Source organism: Streptomyces sp. DvalAA-14, from assembly GCF_900091855.1.
In the GTDB taxonomy this organism is placed as follows: Bacteria; Actinomycetota; Actinomycetes; order Streptomycetales; family Streptomycetaceae; genus Actinacidiphila.
In genome coordinates this window covers 108418-123856 of the sequence record NZ_FMCH01000413.1, presented here as the reverse complement: position 1 = coordinate 123856, position 15439 = coordinate 108418, and the positions used below count along the sequence as shown (strand labels likewise).

The following is a 15439-nucleotide window of genomic DNA, read 5'->3' as shown; positions in this document are numbered from 1 at the left end:
GCTCAAAGGGTGCCAATCGTGATGCTGTCATGCAGTGAAGGGGGACGGTCTCATGAGTCCTCGGCCAGGAGGCGAGGCCGACAAATTCGGTAACCGCTACGAAGGCGCCTGGACGATTCGACACGTTCTTTACGTGCTTCTTGGTACAGGCAACTCGCTAACGGTTGAGGGCGTTGGTGATCTGAGCCAGGGAGTCGAGTTCACTTATCTCTGCGGCAATACCGTAGAGGTGCACCAACTAAAACGACAGAACGGCAGTGCAAACACCTGGACGGTCAAGTCGCTTCAAAGCAAAGGGATTTGGGAGAACGTTCGCTCGCACGTAGAAGATGGACGTCATTTTTATTTTGTTTCCATGTTGCCCGCCAGCTCCCTCCAAGAGCTTGCTGATCGCGCAAGGCGTTCAGGGAGCCACGAGGATTTCATTAACAATTGGCTAACACAGGGACTCAGGGATCCTTTCGATGATCTTTCCTCTTCCGACATCTTTGGGTCGGCGGAGAAATCCTGGGAAATCTTGCAAGGCTTCTGGATCTCTTGGCCAGATGAGCAAGACATCGTAAATATGAACGGAGCGCTGGGGGAGCTGCTCTTGGAGGGTGCGGCCGGAAGTCTAGCGGCAGTTGGCTTGGGTGACTTGGTTCAAAATAACCTCGGTGTCACACTTGATGCCGCAGCAATTGAGTCTCGCCTGGGAACCTATGGGTTGAGTCGGGCCCATCTTCTTAACACGAGTGGCGTTGCCGCTCAGGTTAGCTCGGTTTCTAAGGGGTGGGGTTCGAGTATTGAGCGGGAACTCCTCCGGCCGACTATTGAACGCTCTGAGACGGACCGACTAGTAGAGCTGGTCAACGGGTCGGACAAGCTTCTCCTACTGATGGGCCATGGCGGCGGCGGAAAGAGTGCCACGCTTCATCAGGTCTACGAATCTCTTGATGCGGATTCGGTGCCGCTTCTAGCTTTCCGGCTTGACCGCCTTGAACCCTTCTCTTCTACGACCGAGCTCGGGGAAAGGATTGGCCTCGGTGTTTCGCCTGTTACCGCGCTCGCTGCGGTTGCTGGGGAGCGGCCCAGTGTCCTGATCGTGGACCAGCTGGACGCGGTGAGTCTGGCTTCAGGAAGAATGCCGAGGAACTTTGACGCCGTTGCGAGCTTGGTGCGCGAAGCGTCAGCATTTCCCGCAATGACGATCATTCTCGCTTGCCGGAAATTTGATGTCGAGAATGACTACCGGATCCGCGAACTCGTCGATTCTCAGAATTGTGCGCATGTAGAGGTTGGGGATCTCTCAGACGAGCAAGTCGTAGAGTCGGTTCGTGCAATAGGGCTGGATGCGAACGCTCTAACTGACCATCAAAAGAAACTCCTGCGCTCTCCGCTGAATCTTGTACTGTTGAAGAGTATCGCCGGCGACGAAGCCGCAATGGCGTTTCAAACCACGAAAAATCTCTTCGATTCCTTTTGGCAGCGCAAGCTTACCGACTGCCGCCAGAGGCGTGACACAGTTCGCTTCAACAAGGTTGTCTCGACCCTTGCCGAGGCGATCAGTGCGAGACAGCGGCTCTCCGTCCCGATTACTGCTCTTGACGCCGATGATCTGGGCGATGATGCGGGAGTCCTTGTTTCGGAGCATGTTCTGGTTCGTGATGGTCAGCAAATTGCCTTCTTCCATGAGGCTTTCTTCGACTACGCCTTTGCCCGCGGTTGGATCGAGCGCGGAGAGACACTCGTAACGTTCTTGCTGGGGGGAGAACAAGAACTTTTTCGACGGGCGCAAGTTCGGCAGATCATAAACCATCTGCGAGAGCTTGAGCCAGAGCGCTTCACGATCGAGACGGAGGCCCTACTCACCAGTTCTGGCATTCGGTTTCACATCAAGGATGTAGCTCTCAAAATTATTGGTTCCTTGTCGAAGTCATCGGCCCGTGAATGGCAGATGGTGGAAAGTATTCAGGAAGCGGATCCGGTTTTTAGCGAGCACTTGTGGCGCTCTCTCCAAACCGCAGAATGGTTTGAGCGCCTTGATGCTGAAGGCGTAATCGAAGAGTGGCTGGCTGGGCCTGACGAAGCAGACCAAGGGCGAGCCATCGACATTATGGTTGGCGCCGCGAAGACCAACCCCGATCGTCTAGCAGCGATCCTTGAGGCACATAAAGCTGCGCCCGAGCATCCGCAGCGTCTTCTTTGGGTGACGCGATTCTCTGACCTCTACCGTACTCGCCCGCTATTTGAACTGCTTCTCGATGCAGTGAGGAGCGGTCACTATGCAGCAAGGACGGATGAGCTGTGGCTATCAGCTCACGACCTCGGCAAGTATGAGCCAGAGTGGGCAGTGGAGTTGTTGGCCACTCACCTTGTCGATCGACCTGACGCAATGGCTGTGGACGACAATGGAAAGGTCGAGGCACTCCTTGACCGGGATTACTCCGTAATTCAACTGGTGCAGCTCGCGGCAGTCGGAGCGCCCGATCTTTTCTGTGAACACCTAGTCCCGTACATGCTGCAAGTGATGGCTGCGACGGCCTATGAAGGCGGCGAGGACCGTTCTCCTAGAGATCGACACTTCTCTCATAGGCACCCACGGACTAACGTTCATGAGCTTGAAGACGCACTTCTCGCTGGAGCTGCTACGGCGCTTCGTGGATTGGCTGAAAAGGACGCCGAGTCGGCTCGCCCTGTTCTCGAAAGCCTCGCATCTGACCCTCACGACACTGCACAGTGGCTCCTCTACGAAGCATTGCGCGTGGCGGGCAGCCATCACGCGGAGTGGGCAGCCGAGCTTCTACTTCAGGGAACCCGCCGATTCATTAGTGGCTACTATGCGGAAAACGCTGTATGGAAAACGCGGGAACTGATCCAGAGCACGAGTCAGTTCATGTTTGATGAGACATTTTCCAGACTTGAAGCTGCGATTCTCGAAGTTCGTTTTCCGTGGGAGTCTAAGCCGACGGGCTGGTATCCGTTCAACCTGCTTTCAGCGATGCAGGAAGATCGGCTGTCTGAGCAAGGGCGCCGTCGACTCGGCGAACTGCGCAGGAAGTTTGATTCCGACCAGCCGGCAGAGCCGCAAGGAATAATGAGCGGCGTTATCGGCGCTCCAATTAATCAGGCTGCCGCTGAGCACATGAACGATGAGCAGTGGTTGGGTGCCATCGCAAGACACAATTCAGAAAGAACCAACTGGCAGACTCACACCGGCGGTGCTTACGAGCAGTCGCACGTCCTACAGGAACAAACGAAGAGCGACCCTGAGAGGTTCTCTCGGCTGGCTCTTCGATTTGATGAAAGTGTCCACCCTGCTTACTGTGATGCAATCCTTATGGGACTAGGAAATGCCGAAGCCCTTGCCGACCCTGCGTCGGGTTTTGACGCCGTCCGGCACATTGCTTCCCTCGGACACGAGGCAAACAATCTGTGGCTGGGATCTGCCATCAGGAATTACCTCAAAGTAGTTCCCCTCGATATTGTTCAACTAATCGTCGCCCGTGCGACTAGCGCTAGTGATCCAGCTGATGGCAGCTTGACTGTCCAAACTGCTAATCAAGATCACATGCAGGGGCAAGATCTGTACGTGTCCGGGATTAACTCTTCACGGGGAAGTGCGGCAGAGATTTTGGGCGACCTTCTCATCTATGATGCGGATGGCTCTCGAACGGCACTCGTCCTTCCCGCTCTCGACACAATGGCAGGGGATCCTGCCATCACGGTGCGTTCTTGCGTTGCGCATGTGATTCACGCCTCCATGCGACACGCTCGTCCTGAAGCATTGCAGGCTTTCGCTCAGTTGATCAACATAGGCGATGAACTTCTTGCCACCCATGGCCTAGTCCGGCTTATGGCTCACATTGGGTTTGAGGACCCTGACGTAGTGAGACCAGTGATTGCACGTATGCTTCAATCGGACGTCTACGAGACGCGACAGTGTGGCGGGCAATTGGCTGCCCTGGCTGCGATGCAATGGAGCTTGTCGGAGCTGTTGGATCCAGTGCTCTCGGGCGCAGACGTAGCAAGTCGCATTGGAGCTGCCGGGGCTTGTGCTCACGGACTGTCTAAAGCAACCGATACTGTCATCATTCGGCGAGCCTTCGGCCAATTCATTGATGACCCAGAGGACGAGGTACGCAAGGCAATTGCCGAGTTTGCTTCAGTTGTGCGAGGTGAGCGTCTCCGTCCTTTTCGGGATCCTCTCAAGCGGCTAATGGAGTCCGCATCTTTCGAGGAGGCTCTGCCACAACTGCTAATCACTCTTGATTATGCCCCTGATCGTGTCGACGACTTGGCGTTGGAGTGCGCGCGCCGATTCGTTGAGATCCATGGAGGGGAATCTGGAGACATTCGGGCCCGCGCAGCAGCAGACGCACGGCATGTTGGTGAGCTGCTGGTTCGGGCCTATGCGCAAGCTACATCGAGCACAAGCCGTGGGCAGGTTCTTGATTTGTTGGATCAACTTCTACTTATCGACGCCTTTGGCGTGGCGGACCTGGTAGAAAGATCTGAGCGCTAGAGATCAGATACAAGCACATACTCCTCCCGGCTGAGGAAGTGCCCGTACCTTCAAAGAGTGCGCCGTATCCATATCCGGTGGCGGGCCGGTGTTGACCGGTTTACAGAGACCGCGGCTCAACCTCACGTCCGAGCTGCCACCGGTAGCGCTGGACCCGTACGAACTCCGTTCCTGCTTCCAGCGCGCACCGCACGTCCCTGATGCTGGCGTTCGGGGCCTCCGGGAACCGTTCCTGGATCAGGTTGTGTACCTCGGCGGCGAGTAGCGGCTCACTCTGTCGCGCCAAGACGATTGCGATTCTCTGACGAAGTGTCGGCTGCGACGGGGCAGCGAGGACGACTTTGCGCAGTTGCTCGACTCCTTGCCGTTCCTTCGTCATGGCCCCTGCGAACTCGTAGCTGACTCCCTCGAAGATCTTGTTCGCGACCTCGGCAGCGGCCTTGCGCCGTTCTGGCTTCTGAAGCAGCAGCGCGCCAGCGCCAAGGACCAGGCCACCGAGAATCCATGGGGATACGTTGACCTTCCGTCCAGCGAAGGAGAGCAGGCCGGCGACTCCTCGGAGCGGAAGAGCAGCAGCGTTCATCAGAGTGACCTGGCCCTGGTGGCCGTCGGTGAAATCGACGGCTGCCTTGGCCATGTCGAGCCACCGCCTCGGGGCGAACCCCGGGCGCTTCAAGTGGATGTCATCCGAGAACACGACGCAAGGCGTGATGAGCTTGGCCAACCTGCCTGTTGGCACATCGTCTGGGTCGGTAATAGCGAGCACTTGCGAGTCAGGCGCGTCGGTCTCCGACACCGTGACGAACCGCAGCACAGGAAGATACTCAGCTTCAAAGTAGGCCCGGAGCGTAGCCAGTGGAACCGGACTCGACTTCGCGATCGTCGGCAAGTGCTCGTACATCTCATCCAGGACGTGATCTGCCGCGTAAAGCACGATGTCGCCGCAGTCGCTCATGAGGAGTAAACGAGAGCGCCGCCCCTGCGCCGCGTTTCGGCAGTCGTTGTCGACGCTCGATAGCAGAACGTTGGTGTCCACGATGGCGGCCAGATGCGGTGCACTTGAGCTGTAGGGGTCAAGGGACCTGGGTCTTGCGAGCGGCGCAAGCTGATCGTCCATCATGGATCAACTGTAGTCATGGAGGGTCGCAAGCTCCAAGGCATTACGGCGGCCGGGATACTGGAGAACAAGGTCGCGCAACTGAACTGCCCTCTGACCGTGCAGCTTACCGCACAGCGGTTCGGCATCAAGTCTCCGAAGAACGTGGCGGCCTTCGAAACCCTCGTCACGGCTCTGGTGGAAGCCGAAAAACGACACCGCTGACCTGGTGCGATGAACGCCGCCGCCCCTGAAGTGCTCGACTCCCCAGGGCGGGCACTTCTTGGCATGAACGGCCAGGCAGCGGGGTGGTTACCCCGTCATTTTTCCCGCTCCTGCGTATCCCTCATCCGCGCTCCGGCCCGTTTCAAAGCTTTCCACACCTTGCTGCCACTGACACCCAGCTTTTCCGCGATCTCGTATGTGCTCAGCCCTCGTTCGTAGAGCTCTTTGGCCTGTTCCACCCTCGTCGGCGTCATCTTGGTCATTGGCCGCTTCGCAACACCTTTGCACGTTCCAAGTGCCGATCCACCGTCTGCCGATGCGCGCCGTACCGCCGAGCCAGTTCGTTCACCCCAGCCCCGCGCCGGTACTCCTCGGCAATCTCCGCCACCTCGTCGGCCGACAACATCCGGCACTCACGGACTTCCGTCGCAGCTGCTGGATCGACCGGCACCGGCTCTACCTGCGACAACACCGCCCCGCTGGCATCTTCCAAAGCTTTGAACAACCGCACCAAGGGCTTGCTCGGGTTCGAAAGCGAGTCGCGAAGGCGCACCGACATGCTTGGTGCCCTGCTTCGAACGGTCATTAGACGAACGACGTAGGCGAAACCGAACGTTCATGATTGTCGGGACCGACGTGTGGCGGCAGTCGTCGGTTTGGCACCTCCCGGTTGCGCACGCGGGACCAGTTGCGCGGCCCTCTCCGCGACCTCCCGGTCCAGTTCCGGCAGGAGGCTCGTGTAGGTGTCCGATGTCAGCGCGATCGTGGAGTGGCGGAGGACCTCCTTCACTGTGTGGATATCGCCGCCGCCCGCGTGGGTGAGGGTCGCGGCGACGTGGCGGAGGTCGCGGAAGGTGATCGGGGGGAGGTCGGTCGTCGCGTAGATGCGGCGGAAGGTCTCCGAGACCATCTCCGGGTGGAGCCAGGAGCCATCCTCGTGGGTGAAGACCTTGTCGGTGTCGTTCCAGGCGGCGCCCCACTTCTTGTGGTCCTTCTTCTGGCGCTTCCGGCGGGCGCGGAGGGCGGCGATCGTCAGGCTGTCGAGAGCAATGGTGTTGGCGCTGCCGTCCGTCTTCGGCTCGGCCTCGTACGGATCCCATCCGTCGACCACGATCTCCTTGGCCGGGGTGATCAGGCCGGCCTTGAGGTCGACGTTGCTCCAGTCCTGGCCGACTGCTTCCCCGCGACGCAAGCCGCGGAAGCCGACGAGGTGGAAGAGGGCGTACAGCCGGTCGTCTTGAGCGGCGTCGAGGAAGACGCCGAACTGCTGCGGTGTCCAGACCATGACCGGGCCGGGTATCTCGCCGGTCTGCCGCCACCGCCGGACGCGTTCGTCCGTCCACAACAGCGGCTTCGGCCGTCGCCCAGAGGCGAGTTCGACGTGAGAGGCCGGGTTGAAGGTGATGAGCTGCTGCGCGATGGCGGAGTTGAGCGCGGCGCGCAGGGTGCGGCGTATCGCTTGCTGGGTGGACGGACCGGTCACCTTGCGGAAGGGCGACATCTCGGCGAGCTTGGCCCGCTGCTGCGCCAGCCGCGCCCGTTCGGCGGCAACCGGGCGCCCCGGCGTACTCGGCTTGCAGCGGGCGATCTGTGCCCGACGGGCTTCATTCTCGGCCGCGATGACCTCGTTGGCATCGGCGATACCGTCGAACATCTCCACGAGGTGGCCGACGTTCAGGCGGTCGAGCCGTACGTTCCCGATACGGGGCTTGAGGTGGACGGTGATGTGCGAGGCGTAGCCGTTGAGCGTCGTCTTGCGACGCTTCTTGGACGCGAACCAGAGGTCCAGCCACTCGCCGACCGTCGTGCCGCCGCGTAGGTCGAGCCCGGACCGGAGGCGTCGGCGGATCTCCTCGGCGTTGGGCAGCGGGGCCTTCTCCTCCACCAGGCGCTCCAGCAGGGCCGCGACACGTTCGACGCTTCCCGGGTCATCGGTGTCGGCGAGGCCGAGGAGGGTGCGGACGTGGTCGAGGTCGGCCTGGGCGGCCTTGAGGCTGTCGTAGCCGGCCCGGCTGAAGGAGCGGCGCGTGCCGTCCTCACGTGGCGGGAGTTCCTGGCGTACGGAGTAGGACCCGTGCTTGCGGTTCGCGAGCTTCGGGCAGCTACTACCCAGCGGTCGGCCGGTTTCGGCGTCACGGCAGTAGCAGCGGCGGTGAGTCGAGCCCTTCATGGTGCTTCTCCCAGCAGGTTCAGAAACCGTCTGCCGGGGCGTCCTTCCAGACGATCTTGCCCTCGGCATCCATTGACCAGGTCCGTTGCGGTGCGGCTCTGCGCTCGCGCAGTTGGGGGCTGGGGCCGTCGTAGTCGTACGACTCGCCGGTGAACCACTGGAGTGCCGCGAAGGTGTCGGTCGGTTCCTCATCGGGGAGCGCCTGCACGCGGTCCACGAGGCCCACGGGGTAGATCAGGCAGATCGGCGCCACGTGCAGGGCCTTGGCGAGCACCATGACCTCGACCAGGGGCAGTTGGGAACGTCGGCCGGACTCCATGTTGGCGATGACGGCGCGGGGGATGGCGTATCCGAGGTCGGTGCAGGCGCGGGCCAGGTCTTCACCGCTCATGCCCAGTTCCCTGCGGCGCCGGCGGACCTCGGCCGCCACCGTCGCCATGACCTGGTCGGCCCACTCGGGGGCGTTGTCCTCATTCCGCCCAGCATCAGCACCACGTTGTGTCATGGCGACACAGTAGCTTGGTGCACCCTCCTGACCTGGGCTTGGAGCCGGATGCGAGACCGCGTTCGCCGAGAGCTGTATGTGTGAGGGGCAGGTATGGGTGAGAGCGGTACGACCCGGCCGGTGTTCAAGGGGATGACCCGGGACGAAGTGCTGTCGCTGCCGGCGGCGGTGGACCTGGAGACGGCGAACCGGGCACTGGGGCTGGGGCGAAGCAAGGGCTACGAGTTGCCAAGCGCGGCCAGTACCCGTGCCGCGTTCTGCGGTTGGGCAATTCGTACCGGGTGGTGACGGCCGAGTTGCAGGCCCTGCTCGGGCTCGCGGCGTTATGTGCGTGGTCCCGGTACGCGCGCACGTTGGGGGCCGCCCAAGATCCCGTGGACTGCGGCAGGCGTTCGTCGTACTGTCCGTGGTCGCTCGCGCGGCGCCAACCGCCGAGAACGAACGAGCCCCCGACGCGCCAACGCCGGAGGCGCGCAACTCCCCTGTACGCCAGGAACGATCAATCGAGGTGGGGTAGGCCGGCCAGCCTGCATCCACCGGTCGAGGAGCTACACATGCAGCCTATGACAGACGCTGTCCGGGACGCATCCCCTGCGGCGTCCTGGCCGCCGGTCACCGTACCCGGTCAGCCGGACCGCACGACGCGGCAGCCGCTCGTGGAACTGACCGCCGAGCCGAAGCCGTCCGCCGCCCGGTCGGCTGTGGTGACCGGGCCTCTTCCGGTCACTGACCGGCTGACCGGAACAGCCGGTCGCCTGACCGCGGTTACTGACCGGGAGCCGGTCACCGCGGTCGGTCAGCCGACGGGTCCGGTGGATCCACCGCAGCGGAGTGCGCTGTCGGAGGGCGCTGACCTGCTGACCGAGCTGCGGTCAGCGGTTGCCCGGTACGTGGTCATGCCGAGCGCTGAGGCTCTCGACGCGGTCACCTTGTGGATAGCGGCCACCCACCTCCAGCCCGCGTGGCAGCACGCACCGCGTCTGGCGGTGGTCGGCCCGGCGAAGCGATGCGGGAAATCCCGGCTGCTGGACGTGCTGCACGACACCGTCCACGACCCGTTCAGCACGGTGAACTCGACCCCGGCGGCCATCTTCCGGTCGATCACCGAGCAGCCCCCGACCCTGCTGGTGGACGAGGCCGACACCATCTTCGGCAGCGTGAAGGTCGCCGAGAAGAACGAGGAGATGCGCGGGCTCCTCAACTCCGGCCACCAGCGCAACCGCCCCACCACCCGGGTCGTCGGACCGGAGCACAAGCCCACCAAGTTCCGCACCTTCGCCATGGCGGCGCTGGCCGGGATCGGCGACCTGCCGGACACGATCATGGACCGTGCGGTCGTGGTCCGGATGCGCAGGCGCGCGCCAGGGGAGAAGGTACTGCCTTTCCGCTCCCGCCGTGACACCCCGCAACTCCACGATCTGCGGGACCGGTTGGCGGGATGGCTGGTGCCGCTGACCGACACGGCGGCGGCGATGGAGCCGGTGATGCCCGTGGAGGACCGGGCGGCGGACACCTGGGAGCCGCTGGTGGCAGTTGCCGACCTCGCCGGAAGCGGGTGGCCGCAGCGCGCCCGGCAGGCGTGCCGCCTGCTGACGGCTCACGAAGAAGGCAACGATCAGGAAGCGGCGTTGGCGATCCGCATCCTGGCCGACATTCGCGCGGTGTTCGCCGCGTGCGGCGACCCGGCGCTGCTGTCGACCGAGCAGCTGCTTGCAGCGCTGCACGCCAACAGCGAAGCTCCTTGGCGCGAGCACGGGTCTCACGGTCTGACCGCTCGGGGCCTGCAACTGCTGCTGAAGGACTTTGGAATCGGCGCCGCCAACCGCCGCTTCCCCGACCGCAGCCAGCGCCGAGGCTTCGCCCGCCACCAGTTCGCCGACGCCTGGGCTCGCTACTGCCCCCGGCTGGAGGCGGCCTCGGGTGGCGAGGGCTGACCCGCATCCACCCGCCCCACCCGTCCCCGTGCAGGTCAGCACGGGGACGGGTTGTTTCCCCGCAACGGGTCGACCCGCATCAAGATTCCACCCGTACCTCCGCTGACCAGGGACGCAACGGGTGGGACAGGTCGCATACCGTCTCCGGCGAGAAGGGACCAGGGGCGCGGATCGGATTACGAGAAGCGCCGGGCACGGCAGCGCTAGGCGATCTACGGCGCAGCAAGTTGTGGGGTAATGAGTCCTTACCCACGGCGCAGCAAGTTTGGGGTAATGAGTCCTTACCCACGACGCAGCAAGTTGTCGCATCGGACGGTCCTACCGCCCGTCTTGCGCACGTGTCCTCGCCGGGGGACGAGGACACGAGTACCCGAGCGAGGGCGCCTGGGTCTCGGGGAAGGAGGCGCGGCGCGGCCGTAGAGCAGCCGTTCGGCGTGCGATGCCGATGCTCCCCACTCCGGTACCGGGCTTTCGCCGCGGCCGTCCTCGGCTACGGGTTCGCGCTGAGGGCGCGTGCCAGCGTCGTCGCCCGCTCCGCCATCGCCCTCTTACACGGGGTGTGGTCCTGTTGATCTCCCGCCACAGGGACGCCGTCGCCGTGCCGAACGCCGCGAGTGCTTCGGGCGCTGCACCGCGCCAAGACGGGAAGCGGCCGGCGTATTCGATCGCGGACTTGACCGGGTGTCCGGCGTCCACGAGACGCAACGCCAGCGCGCCCGGGTCGATCCAGGCGGCGCCGCGCGTCGGCCATGCCCAGTCGATGAGCCGTGCCCGACCTTCGGCGATCAGGACGTTGTCCGGGGCGAAGTCCGTGTGCAGCAGCGCCTCACCGTCGAAGTGTTGCAACGTGCCAGGTGGCGCGTACTCCGCCCAACGGTCCACGGCCCGCTTGATGTCGACGTCGGCCGGTGCCGTGATCCCTTGCAGCTCGGCGAGCGCTGCTTCCACGAGCGGCAGGTCCGGGGAGCCGGGGGTGTAGTCGGCGTGGCGGCCGTCGATCACCTCGTAGCCGAGGAGGCTCCAGCCGCCGAGTTCCAGATGCCAGTACAGGCGCGGGCAGGATGAGGGCAGGTGCGCGGCTACCGCCGCCTCACGGCGCTGCGCACCCACCTGGGGATGGTCGGCCGGGATGCCCTTCACGAAGACCGGACCGCTGTCCGTGTCGAGCACGGAGGCGATGCCGGAGTTCATGCCGCCGGGCGCGGTCATCGCCTGGTGCACAGTGCCGGTCTTGTCGGCGACGGCCTGGCGGACCTCGGCGGGAAGCTGCTCGAAGGGGATACGGGACATGGACACGACGCGCGGTTCCTTGGCTGCTGGGGAATGGGGGGCCGCCCCGGCCAGAGTACGACCGGGGCGGCACTGAGTGCGCCCGCTGGAATCAGTACGGCTGGTCGTCGCCCGCCGAGTAGGAGCACTCAGCGGCCTCGGCCAGGTCGGTGATGATCTTGATGTCGATGATCGCGAGTCAACTGGCCTCGCCCCGTCGTCGTGCTATCGAGGCAGGGCGAGCGTGGTTTGGCCGGAGAGGAGGAGGGCCAACGGACCAGCGGGCAGGAGGAAGCGGCCCAGGGTCACGGCCTCAAGGGCTTCGCCCATCGGCCACCAGGCGAGTTTGAAGTCCTGTTCGGTGGGGGTGAGTTCCTGGGGTCCGCAGGTGAGGTCGCGGGCTTCGTAGAGGTGGACGCGGGCGGTTGAGGCGAGTGTGAGGGCGTACGAGCCGAGCGATCGCCACGTTGTCGCGGTGATGCCCGCTTCTTCGCGCAGCTCGCGGCGTGCGCACTCCTCGTCGGTTTCGCCGGGTTCTTTGCGGCCGCCGGGGAGAAAGAGGTAGTCGCCTCCGTGGTCGGGGAAGCAGGCGCTGAGGAGGGCTACGAGGCCGTCGGCGTCTCGGGCCACGACGACGGATGCGTCGCGGGTGGGACCGCGGTCGAGTGGGGCGTCGGTCATACCCCGCGAGGTTAGCGGGCGTCAGCGGATCATCGCGGCGTACGGCACGTTCATGACGACGGGGTGGGCGATTCCTCGGCCGTGGTAGCCGTCTTCGCCGTAGGCGTCGCCGTGGTCGGCGCACAGGATGATCAGCCAGCGGTGTTGGGTGGTGAGGGTGGTGATCAGGCGGGCGAGGTGGGTGTCGGCGTAGGCGAGGGCGGCCTGTTGGGAGGCGCGGCTGTCGTGGCTGTCACCGAGGTAGTGGCCGTGGGGGACGTGGGTGGCCGAGACGTTGACGAACAAGTACAGCGGCTTTCCGTCGTACTGATCGGCGATCTCCACTGCGCGGTCGACCTGGTGGCGGGTGGAGTCGGGTTCGGGGGAGCAGAACTCGGGGCTCCAGTGGTCCTCGTCGAAGAGGTCGGGCAGGACCGAGCCGAGTGGGGTCTCGCGGGAGAAGTAGGTGACGCCGCCGACACAGATGCTGCGGTAGCCGTGCTGGGCGAGTCCGGCCGGCAGGTTGGGTGCGTCGAAGACGAAGGTCTGGGGCGGGACGGTCTTGAACGCGGGCGGTCGGCATTCCCACAGCCGGGGCGGTTGATCGGGCTGCGGGAGCTTGGGCAGGAAACCGGAGAAGAAGGCCATGTGAGCGGGGAGAGTGAAGGTGCCGGGGGTCTGGCGTCGTTCCCAGCCTCCGTCTGGGAGGAGCGTGGCGAGGTGCGGGGTCAGTCCGGTGTCGTAGGCGGTGCGGGCGGTGTCGTAGCGCAGGGAGTCGAGCGTGACGAACAGGATGCTGGTCCGGCTGCGGATGATCTCGGCTGCGTCGATCACTGCGCCGCCTCCGCTGCGGTCGGGGAGTGGTGCGCGATGGCGCCTCGGGCGCTGTCACTGACAGGGATCGGTACGCGGTCCTCGGTGATCATGCGGCGGATGAGGCCGAGTCCGGTGTCCTCCTGGATGAGCAGGCCGTCTGTGCCGTAGAGCCGGATGCGGATGATGTCCGCCCCGTCGGGAGCCGGGGTGGTTGCCAGGTAGGCGCTGGCGAGTGGCTGGTGGCGCTGGGTGTGGGCGAGGAAGGCGCCTTCGTTGATGCCGTTGATGGCGGTGACCTGGCAGGCGTGGTGGTGGGCGTTGACGGCGCCGTTGCACAGGCGGCGGAAGAACTCGGCCGTGACCGGCCCGCCGTCACCGCCGACGGCCAGGCGCGTCGCGGAGGTGAGGGCGACGAAGCAGGCGCCGAGCCACCAGGCCACGCCCTCATGGATCTCGCCGGGGAAGCGGCCGACGGCGCCGCCGTCGCGGATAACGGCTTCGGTGTCGATGGGGTTAAGCACCGTGCGCCTCCAGGTGGGCGGTGATCCGGTCGGCCAGGTCGTCCGGGGACTTGTCGGTGGTGTCGAGGGCGACGGCCGTGGGGTCGGCGGCCTGGACTGCCCGGAAGTCGGCCAGCAGGCGCGCCAGCCGACCGGGTACGGCGAAGAGGTCGAGGTCGTCCTGCTTGACGTCGTTCTTGACGGCGAGGCGTTCTCGCAGAGCCGCCTCGGAACAGCCCAGGTAGAAGGTGCGGGTGGGTGTCTCCAGGTAGGGCCGGAAGGGCTGGAGGAGCTGGGCGACTTCCTCGACGGCGATCTTGTGGACGGCGGCGTGGCAGGCGACCACGGAGGAGGCGTAGCGGTCGGCGACGACGGGACCGACCATGCGGGCCAGGCGTATCGAGTCGGCGGCGTGCAGCAGCCCGGACAGGTAGAAGGCGAACTGCGGAAGCGCGTGAAGCCTCCTGTTCACCAGGGTGGCCCAGTCGGTGTGGGGGGCGGGGAGGGTGTGCAGCGAGGTGGCGCCCAGCCGCCTGGTGAGGGCCTGGGCAAGCGTGGACTTCCCTATGCCGGAGACGCCTTCGAGCACGATGAACGGATGCGGTGGCCCGTCGAAGGAGACCGGACGGTACGGGGCGGGCAGACTCACAGGGTTCCCTCCGTGAAGGCCGCCACGCGGCCGGCGACTGCCTGGGCGAGCCGGGCCGGCTCGGCGATCAGGTCCCGCACGTCGAGCCGCAGGTCGTCGCGGAGCAGACAGGGCTGCACACCGCCGCCGTGGTCGATCCGCAGCGCCCAGAAACCCTCGACGCACTTCGCGCGCACAGGGCAGGTGCCGCACTGCCCGACGTGGTGACGGCCGAGGTCACGGTGAATGACGTCGATCTCCACACCGTCGACCCGGAAGACCCGGCGGCCCTGGCCGACGCCGGTGACCTCGATGCGCTCGTCATCTGTGAGGGTCCGCAGGTGCGCGATGATGGCGTCGGCCGGCACGGCGGAAGCGGCGCGGCTCTCGTTGAAGTCCGTGCCGACCAGTTCGATGAACTGCACCGGCAGCCGCCGCTCCAGCGCGTAGTCCAGGATCTGCCGGACCTCATGGGCGTTCTCCCTCTGGAGGAGGGTGTTCAGCTCGACCCGTTCGAAGATCTCCCGGGCGGTCTCGATGCCGTCCAGGACCGTGCCGATCCCGATACGTGTTCCGGCGATGGCCCGCAGGGACTCGTCGGAGAAGTAGTGCAGGGAGACTTTCACCTTGTCCAGGTGCGTCCGGGCCAGCCACAAGCGGTGTGTACGGAGCCGGGTCCCGTTCGTGATCAGCGTGTACGAGGCGTCCGGTCCGGGCTCGGGCAGACCTTCCAGGACCGGCCGGGCGATCGGCGAGGTCAGCGGCTCGCCGCCGGTGAAGTACACCCGCTTCAGGCCGGCGTCCATCAGAGCTTGCATGAGCGCGAGGTAGGCGTCGGCGTTGAGCTGTGCGGGGCGCGGCTGCTGGGAGCGGTCCTGTCGGGTCAGGGGCGGCGGGACATCGCCCTCGTTGTGGCAGAACCAGCAGGCGATGTTGCAGCGCGGGGTGAAGGAGACGCGGAGCTGGCCACGCAACGCGGCGAAGTTGTGCAGCGCGGTCCAGTCGACTTTGTCTGCTGCTAAAGGCGGTTGGGGTTGCATTCCTGCCTCCATGGCGAGAGCGGACGTGGGGGACTTGGTGCGGCGGCCCAATCTGGATGGGCTCACGTCGAGCGGGATGCGCGTATACGGCG

The 15439-nt window shown here is 64.6% G+C and carries 14 protein-coding genes and 1 pseudogene; 4 read left to right on the top strand and 11 right to left on the bottom strand.

What is annotated here, in order from left to right; all coding sequences use genetic code 11:
• Positions 1–133 precede the first annotated feature (133 nt).
• Positions 134–4504: a hypothetical protein gene (locus tag GA0115240_RS22070; RefSeq protein WP_256069927.1), complete on the top strand. Its 4371-nt coding sequence runs from the start codon at positions 134–136 to the stop codon at positions 4502–4504.
• Between the two features lie 100 nt (positions 4505–4604).
• Here GA0115240_RS22070 and GA0115240_RS22065 read toward each other — a convergent pair whose 3' ends face one another.
• Positions 4605–5624, bottom strand: coding sequence for a hypothetical protein (locus tag GA0115240_RS22065; RefSeq protein ID WP_093738834.1), 1020 nt, complete (start codon positions 5622–5624; stop codon positions 4605–4607).
• A gap of 15 nt (positions 5625–5639) precedes the next feature.
• On the opposite strand from GA0115240_RS22065, the gene GA0115240_RS22060 reads away from it, so the two are divergent.
• Positions 5640–5825, top strand: a complete 186-nt coding sequence (locus GA0115240_RS22060) for a hypothetical protein (RefSeq protein ID WP_093738832.1) — start codon at positions 5640–5642, stop codon at positions 5823–5825.
• A 95-nt stretch (positions 5826–5920) separates the two neighbouring features.
• Here GA0115240_RS22060 and GA0115240_RS37115 read toward each other — a convergent pair whose 3' ends face one another.
• The 4 genes from GA0115240_RS37115 to GA0115240_RS22045 are packed head-to-tail and all read right to left on the bottom strand — an operon-like array spanning position 5921 to position 8500.
• Positions 5921–6088 (bottom strand): helix-turn-helix domain-containing protein, encoded by a 168-nt coding sequence (locus tag GA0115240_RS37115; RefSeq protein WP_161302367.1) that lies wholly within the window; start codon positions 6086–6088, stop codon positions 5921–5923.
• Complete coding sequence (locus GA0115240_RS22055; RefSeq protein ID WP_093738830.1) at positions 6085–6384, bottom strand: helix-turn-helix domain-containing protein; 300 nt, start codon at positions 6382–6384, stop codon at positions 6085–6087. Before GA0115240_RS22055 ends, GA0115240_RS37115 begins: the two co-directional genes overlap by 4 nt.
• A 57-nt stretch (positions 6385–6441) precedes the next feature.
• Entirely contained in the window at positions 6442–7995 is a 1554-nt protein-coding gene (xerC, locus tag GA0115240_RS22050) for a site-specific integrase (RefSeq protein WP_093738829.1), read from the bottom strand.
• Positions 7996–8014: 19 nt separating this feature from the next.
• Positions 8015–8500: a helix-turn-helix domain-containing protein gene (locus tag GA0115240_RS22045; RefSeq protein ID WP_176725138.1), complete on the bottom strand. Its 486-nt coding sequence runs from the start codon at positions 8498–8500 to the stop codon at positions 8015–8017.
• 93 nt (positions 8501–8593) lie between these two features.
• Here GA0115240_RS22045 and GA0115240_RS22040 point away from each other — a divergent pair.
• Together GA0115240_RS22040 and GA0115240_RS22035 are read left to right on the top strand one after the other, a co-directional pair.
• A pseudogene (locus GA0115240_RS22040) lies at positions 8594–8823 on the top strand (hypothetical protein); the annotation flags it as partial.
• Positions 8824–9054: 231 nt separating this feature from the next.
• Complete coding sequence (locus GA0115240_RS22035; protein ID WP_370673361.1) at positions 9055–10434, top strand: DUF3631 domain-containing protein; 1380 nt, start codon at positions 9055–9057, stop codon at positions 10432–10434.
• Between the two features lie 318 nt (positions 10435–10752).
• Here the strand turns inward: GA0115240_RS22035 and GA0115240_RS22030 are convergent, their stop codons facing one another.
• The 6 genes from GA0115240_RS22030 to GA0115240_RS22005 form a co-directional block, all read right to left on the bottom strand.
• Positions 10753–11730 (bottom strand): aminoglycoside phosphotransferase, encoded by a 978-nt coding sequence (locus GA0115240_RS22030; protein ID WP_176725137.1) that lies wholly within the window; start codon positions 11728–11730, stop codon positions 10753–10755.
• A gap of 198 nt (positions 11731–11928) precedes the next feature.
• Positions 11929–12384, bottom strand: coding sequence for an NUDIX hydrolase (locus tag GA0115240_RS22025; protein ID WP_093738827.1), 456 nt, complete (start codon positions 12382–12384; stop codon positions 11929–11931).
• A gap of 21 nt (positions 12385–12405) precedes the next feature.
• Positions 12406–13197 (bottom strand): STM4013/SEN3800 family hydrolase, encoded by a 792-nt coding sequence (locus GA0115240_RS22020; protein ID WP_093738825.1) that lies wholly within the window; start codon positions 13195–13197, stop codon positions 12406–12408.
• Complete coding sequence (locus tag GA0115240_RS22015; RefSeq protein WP_093738823.1) at positions 13194–13700, bottom strand: hypothetical protein; 507 nt, start codon at positions 13698–13700, stop codon at positions 13194–13196. The genes GA0115240_RS22020 and GA0115240_RS22015 overlap by 4 nt, the downstream gene beginning before the upstream one ends.
• Complete coding sequence (locus tag GA0115240_RS22010; protein WP_256069926.1) at positions 13693–14328, bottom strand: AAA family ATPase; 636 nt, start codon at positions 14326–14328, stop codon at positions 13693–13695. Before GA0115240_RS22010 ends, GA0115240_RS22015 begins: the two co-directional genes overlap by 8 nt.
• The gene (locus GA0115240_RS22005) at positions 14325–15347 is read right to left on the bottom strand and encodes a radical SAM protein (RefSeq protein WP_093738821.1); all 1023 of its coding nucleotides are present in this window, start codon (positions 15345–15347) and stop codon (positions 14325–14327) included. The genes GA0115240_RS22010 and GA0115240_RS22005 overlap by 4 nt, the downstream gene beginning before the upstream one ends.
• Positions 15348–15439: the final 92 nt, after the last annotated feature.

Bases quoted from the DNA above. Each gene is read 5' to 3' on its own strand.
- xerC (WP_093738829.1), bottom strand. From the start codon at position 7,995: ATGAAGGGCTCGACTCACCGCCGCTGCTACTGCCGTGACGCCGAAACC.
- GA0115240_RS22060 (WP_093738832.1), top strand. From the start codon at position 5,640: ATGGAGGGTCGCAAGCTCCAAGGCATTACGGCGGCCGGGATACTGGAG.
- GA0115240_RS22035 (WP_370673361.1), top strand. From the start codon at position 9,055: ATGCAGCCTATGACAGACGCTGTCCGGGACGCATCCCCTGCGGCGTCC.
- GA0115240_RS22065 (WP_093738834.1), bottom strand. From the start codon at position 5,624: ATGATGGACGATCAGCTTGCGCCGCTCGCAAGACCCAGGTCCCTTGAC.
- GA0115240_RS22055 (WP_093738830.1), bottom strand. From the start codon at position 6,384: ATGTCGGTGCGCCTTCGCGACTCGCTTTCGAACCCGAGCAAGCCCTTG.
- GA0115240_RS22045 (WP_176725138.1), bottom strand. From the start codon at position 8,500: ATGACACAACGTGGTGCTGATGCTGGGCGGAATGAGGACAACGCCCCC.
- GA0115240_RS37115 (WP_161302367.1), bottom strand. From the start codon at position 6,088: ATGACCAAGATGACGCCGACGAGGGTGGAACAGGCCAAAGAGCTCTAC.
- GA0115240_RS22025 (WP_093738827.1), bottom strand. From the start codon at position 12,384: ATGACCGACGCCCCACTCGACCGCGGTCCCACCCGCGACGCATCCGTC.
- GA0115240_RS22005 (WP_093738821.1), bottom strand. From the start codon at position 15,347: ATGCAACCCCAACCGCCTTTAGCAGCAGACAAAGTCGACTGGACCGCG.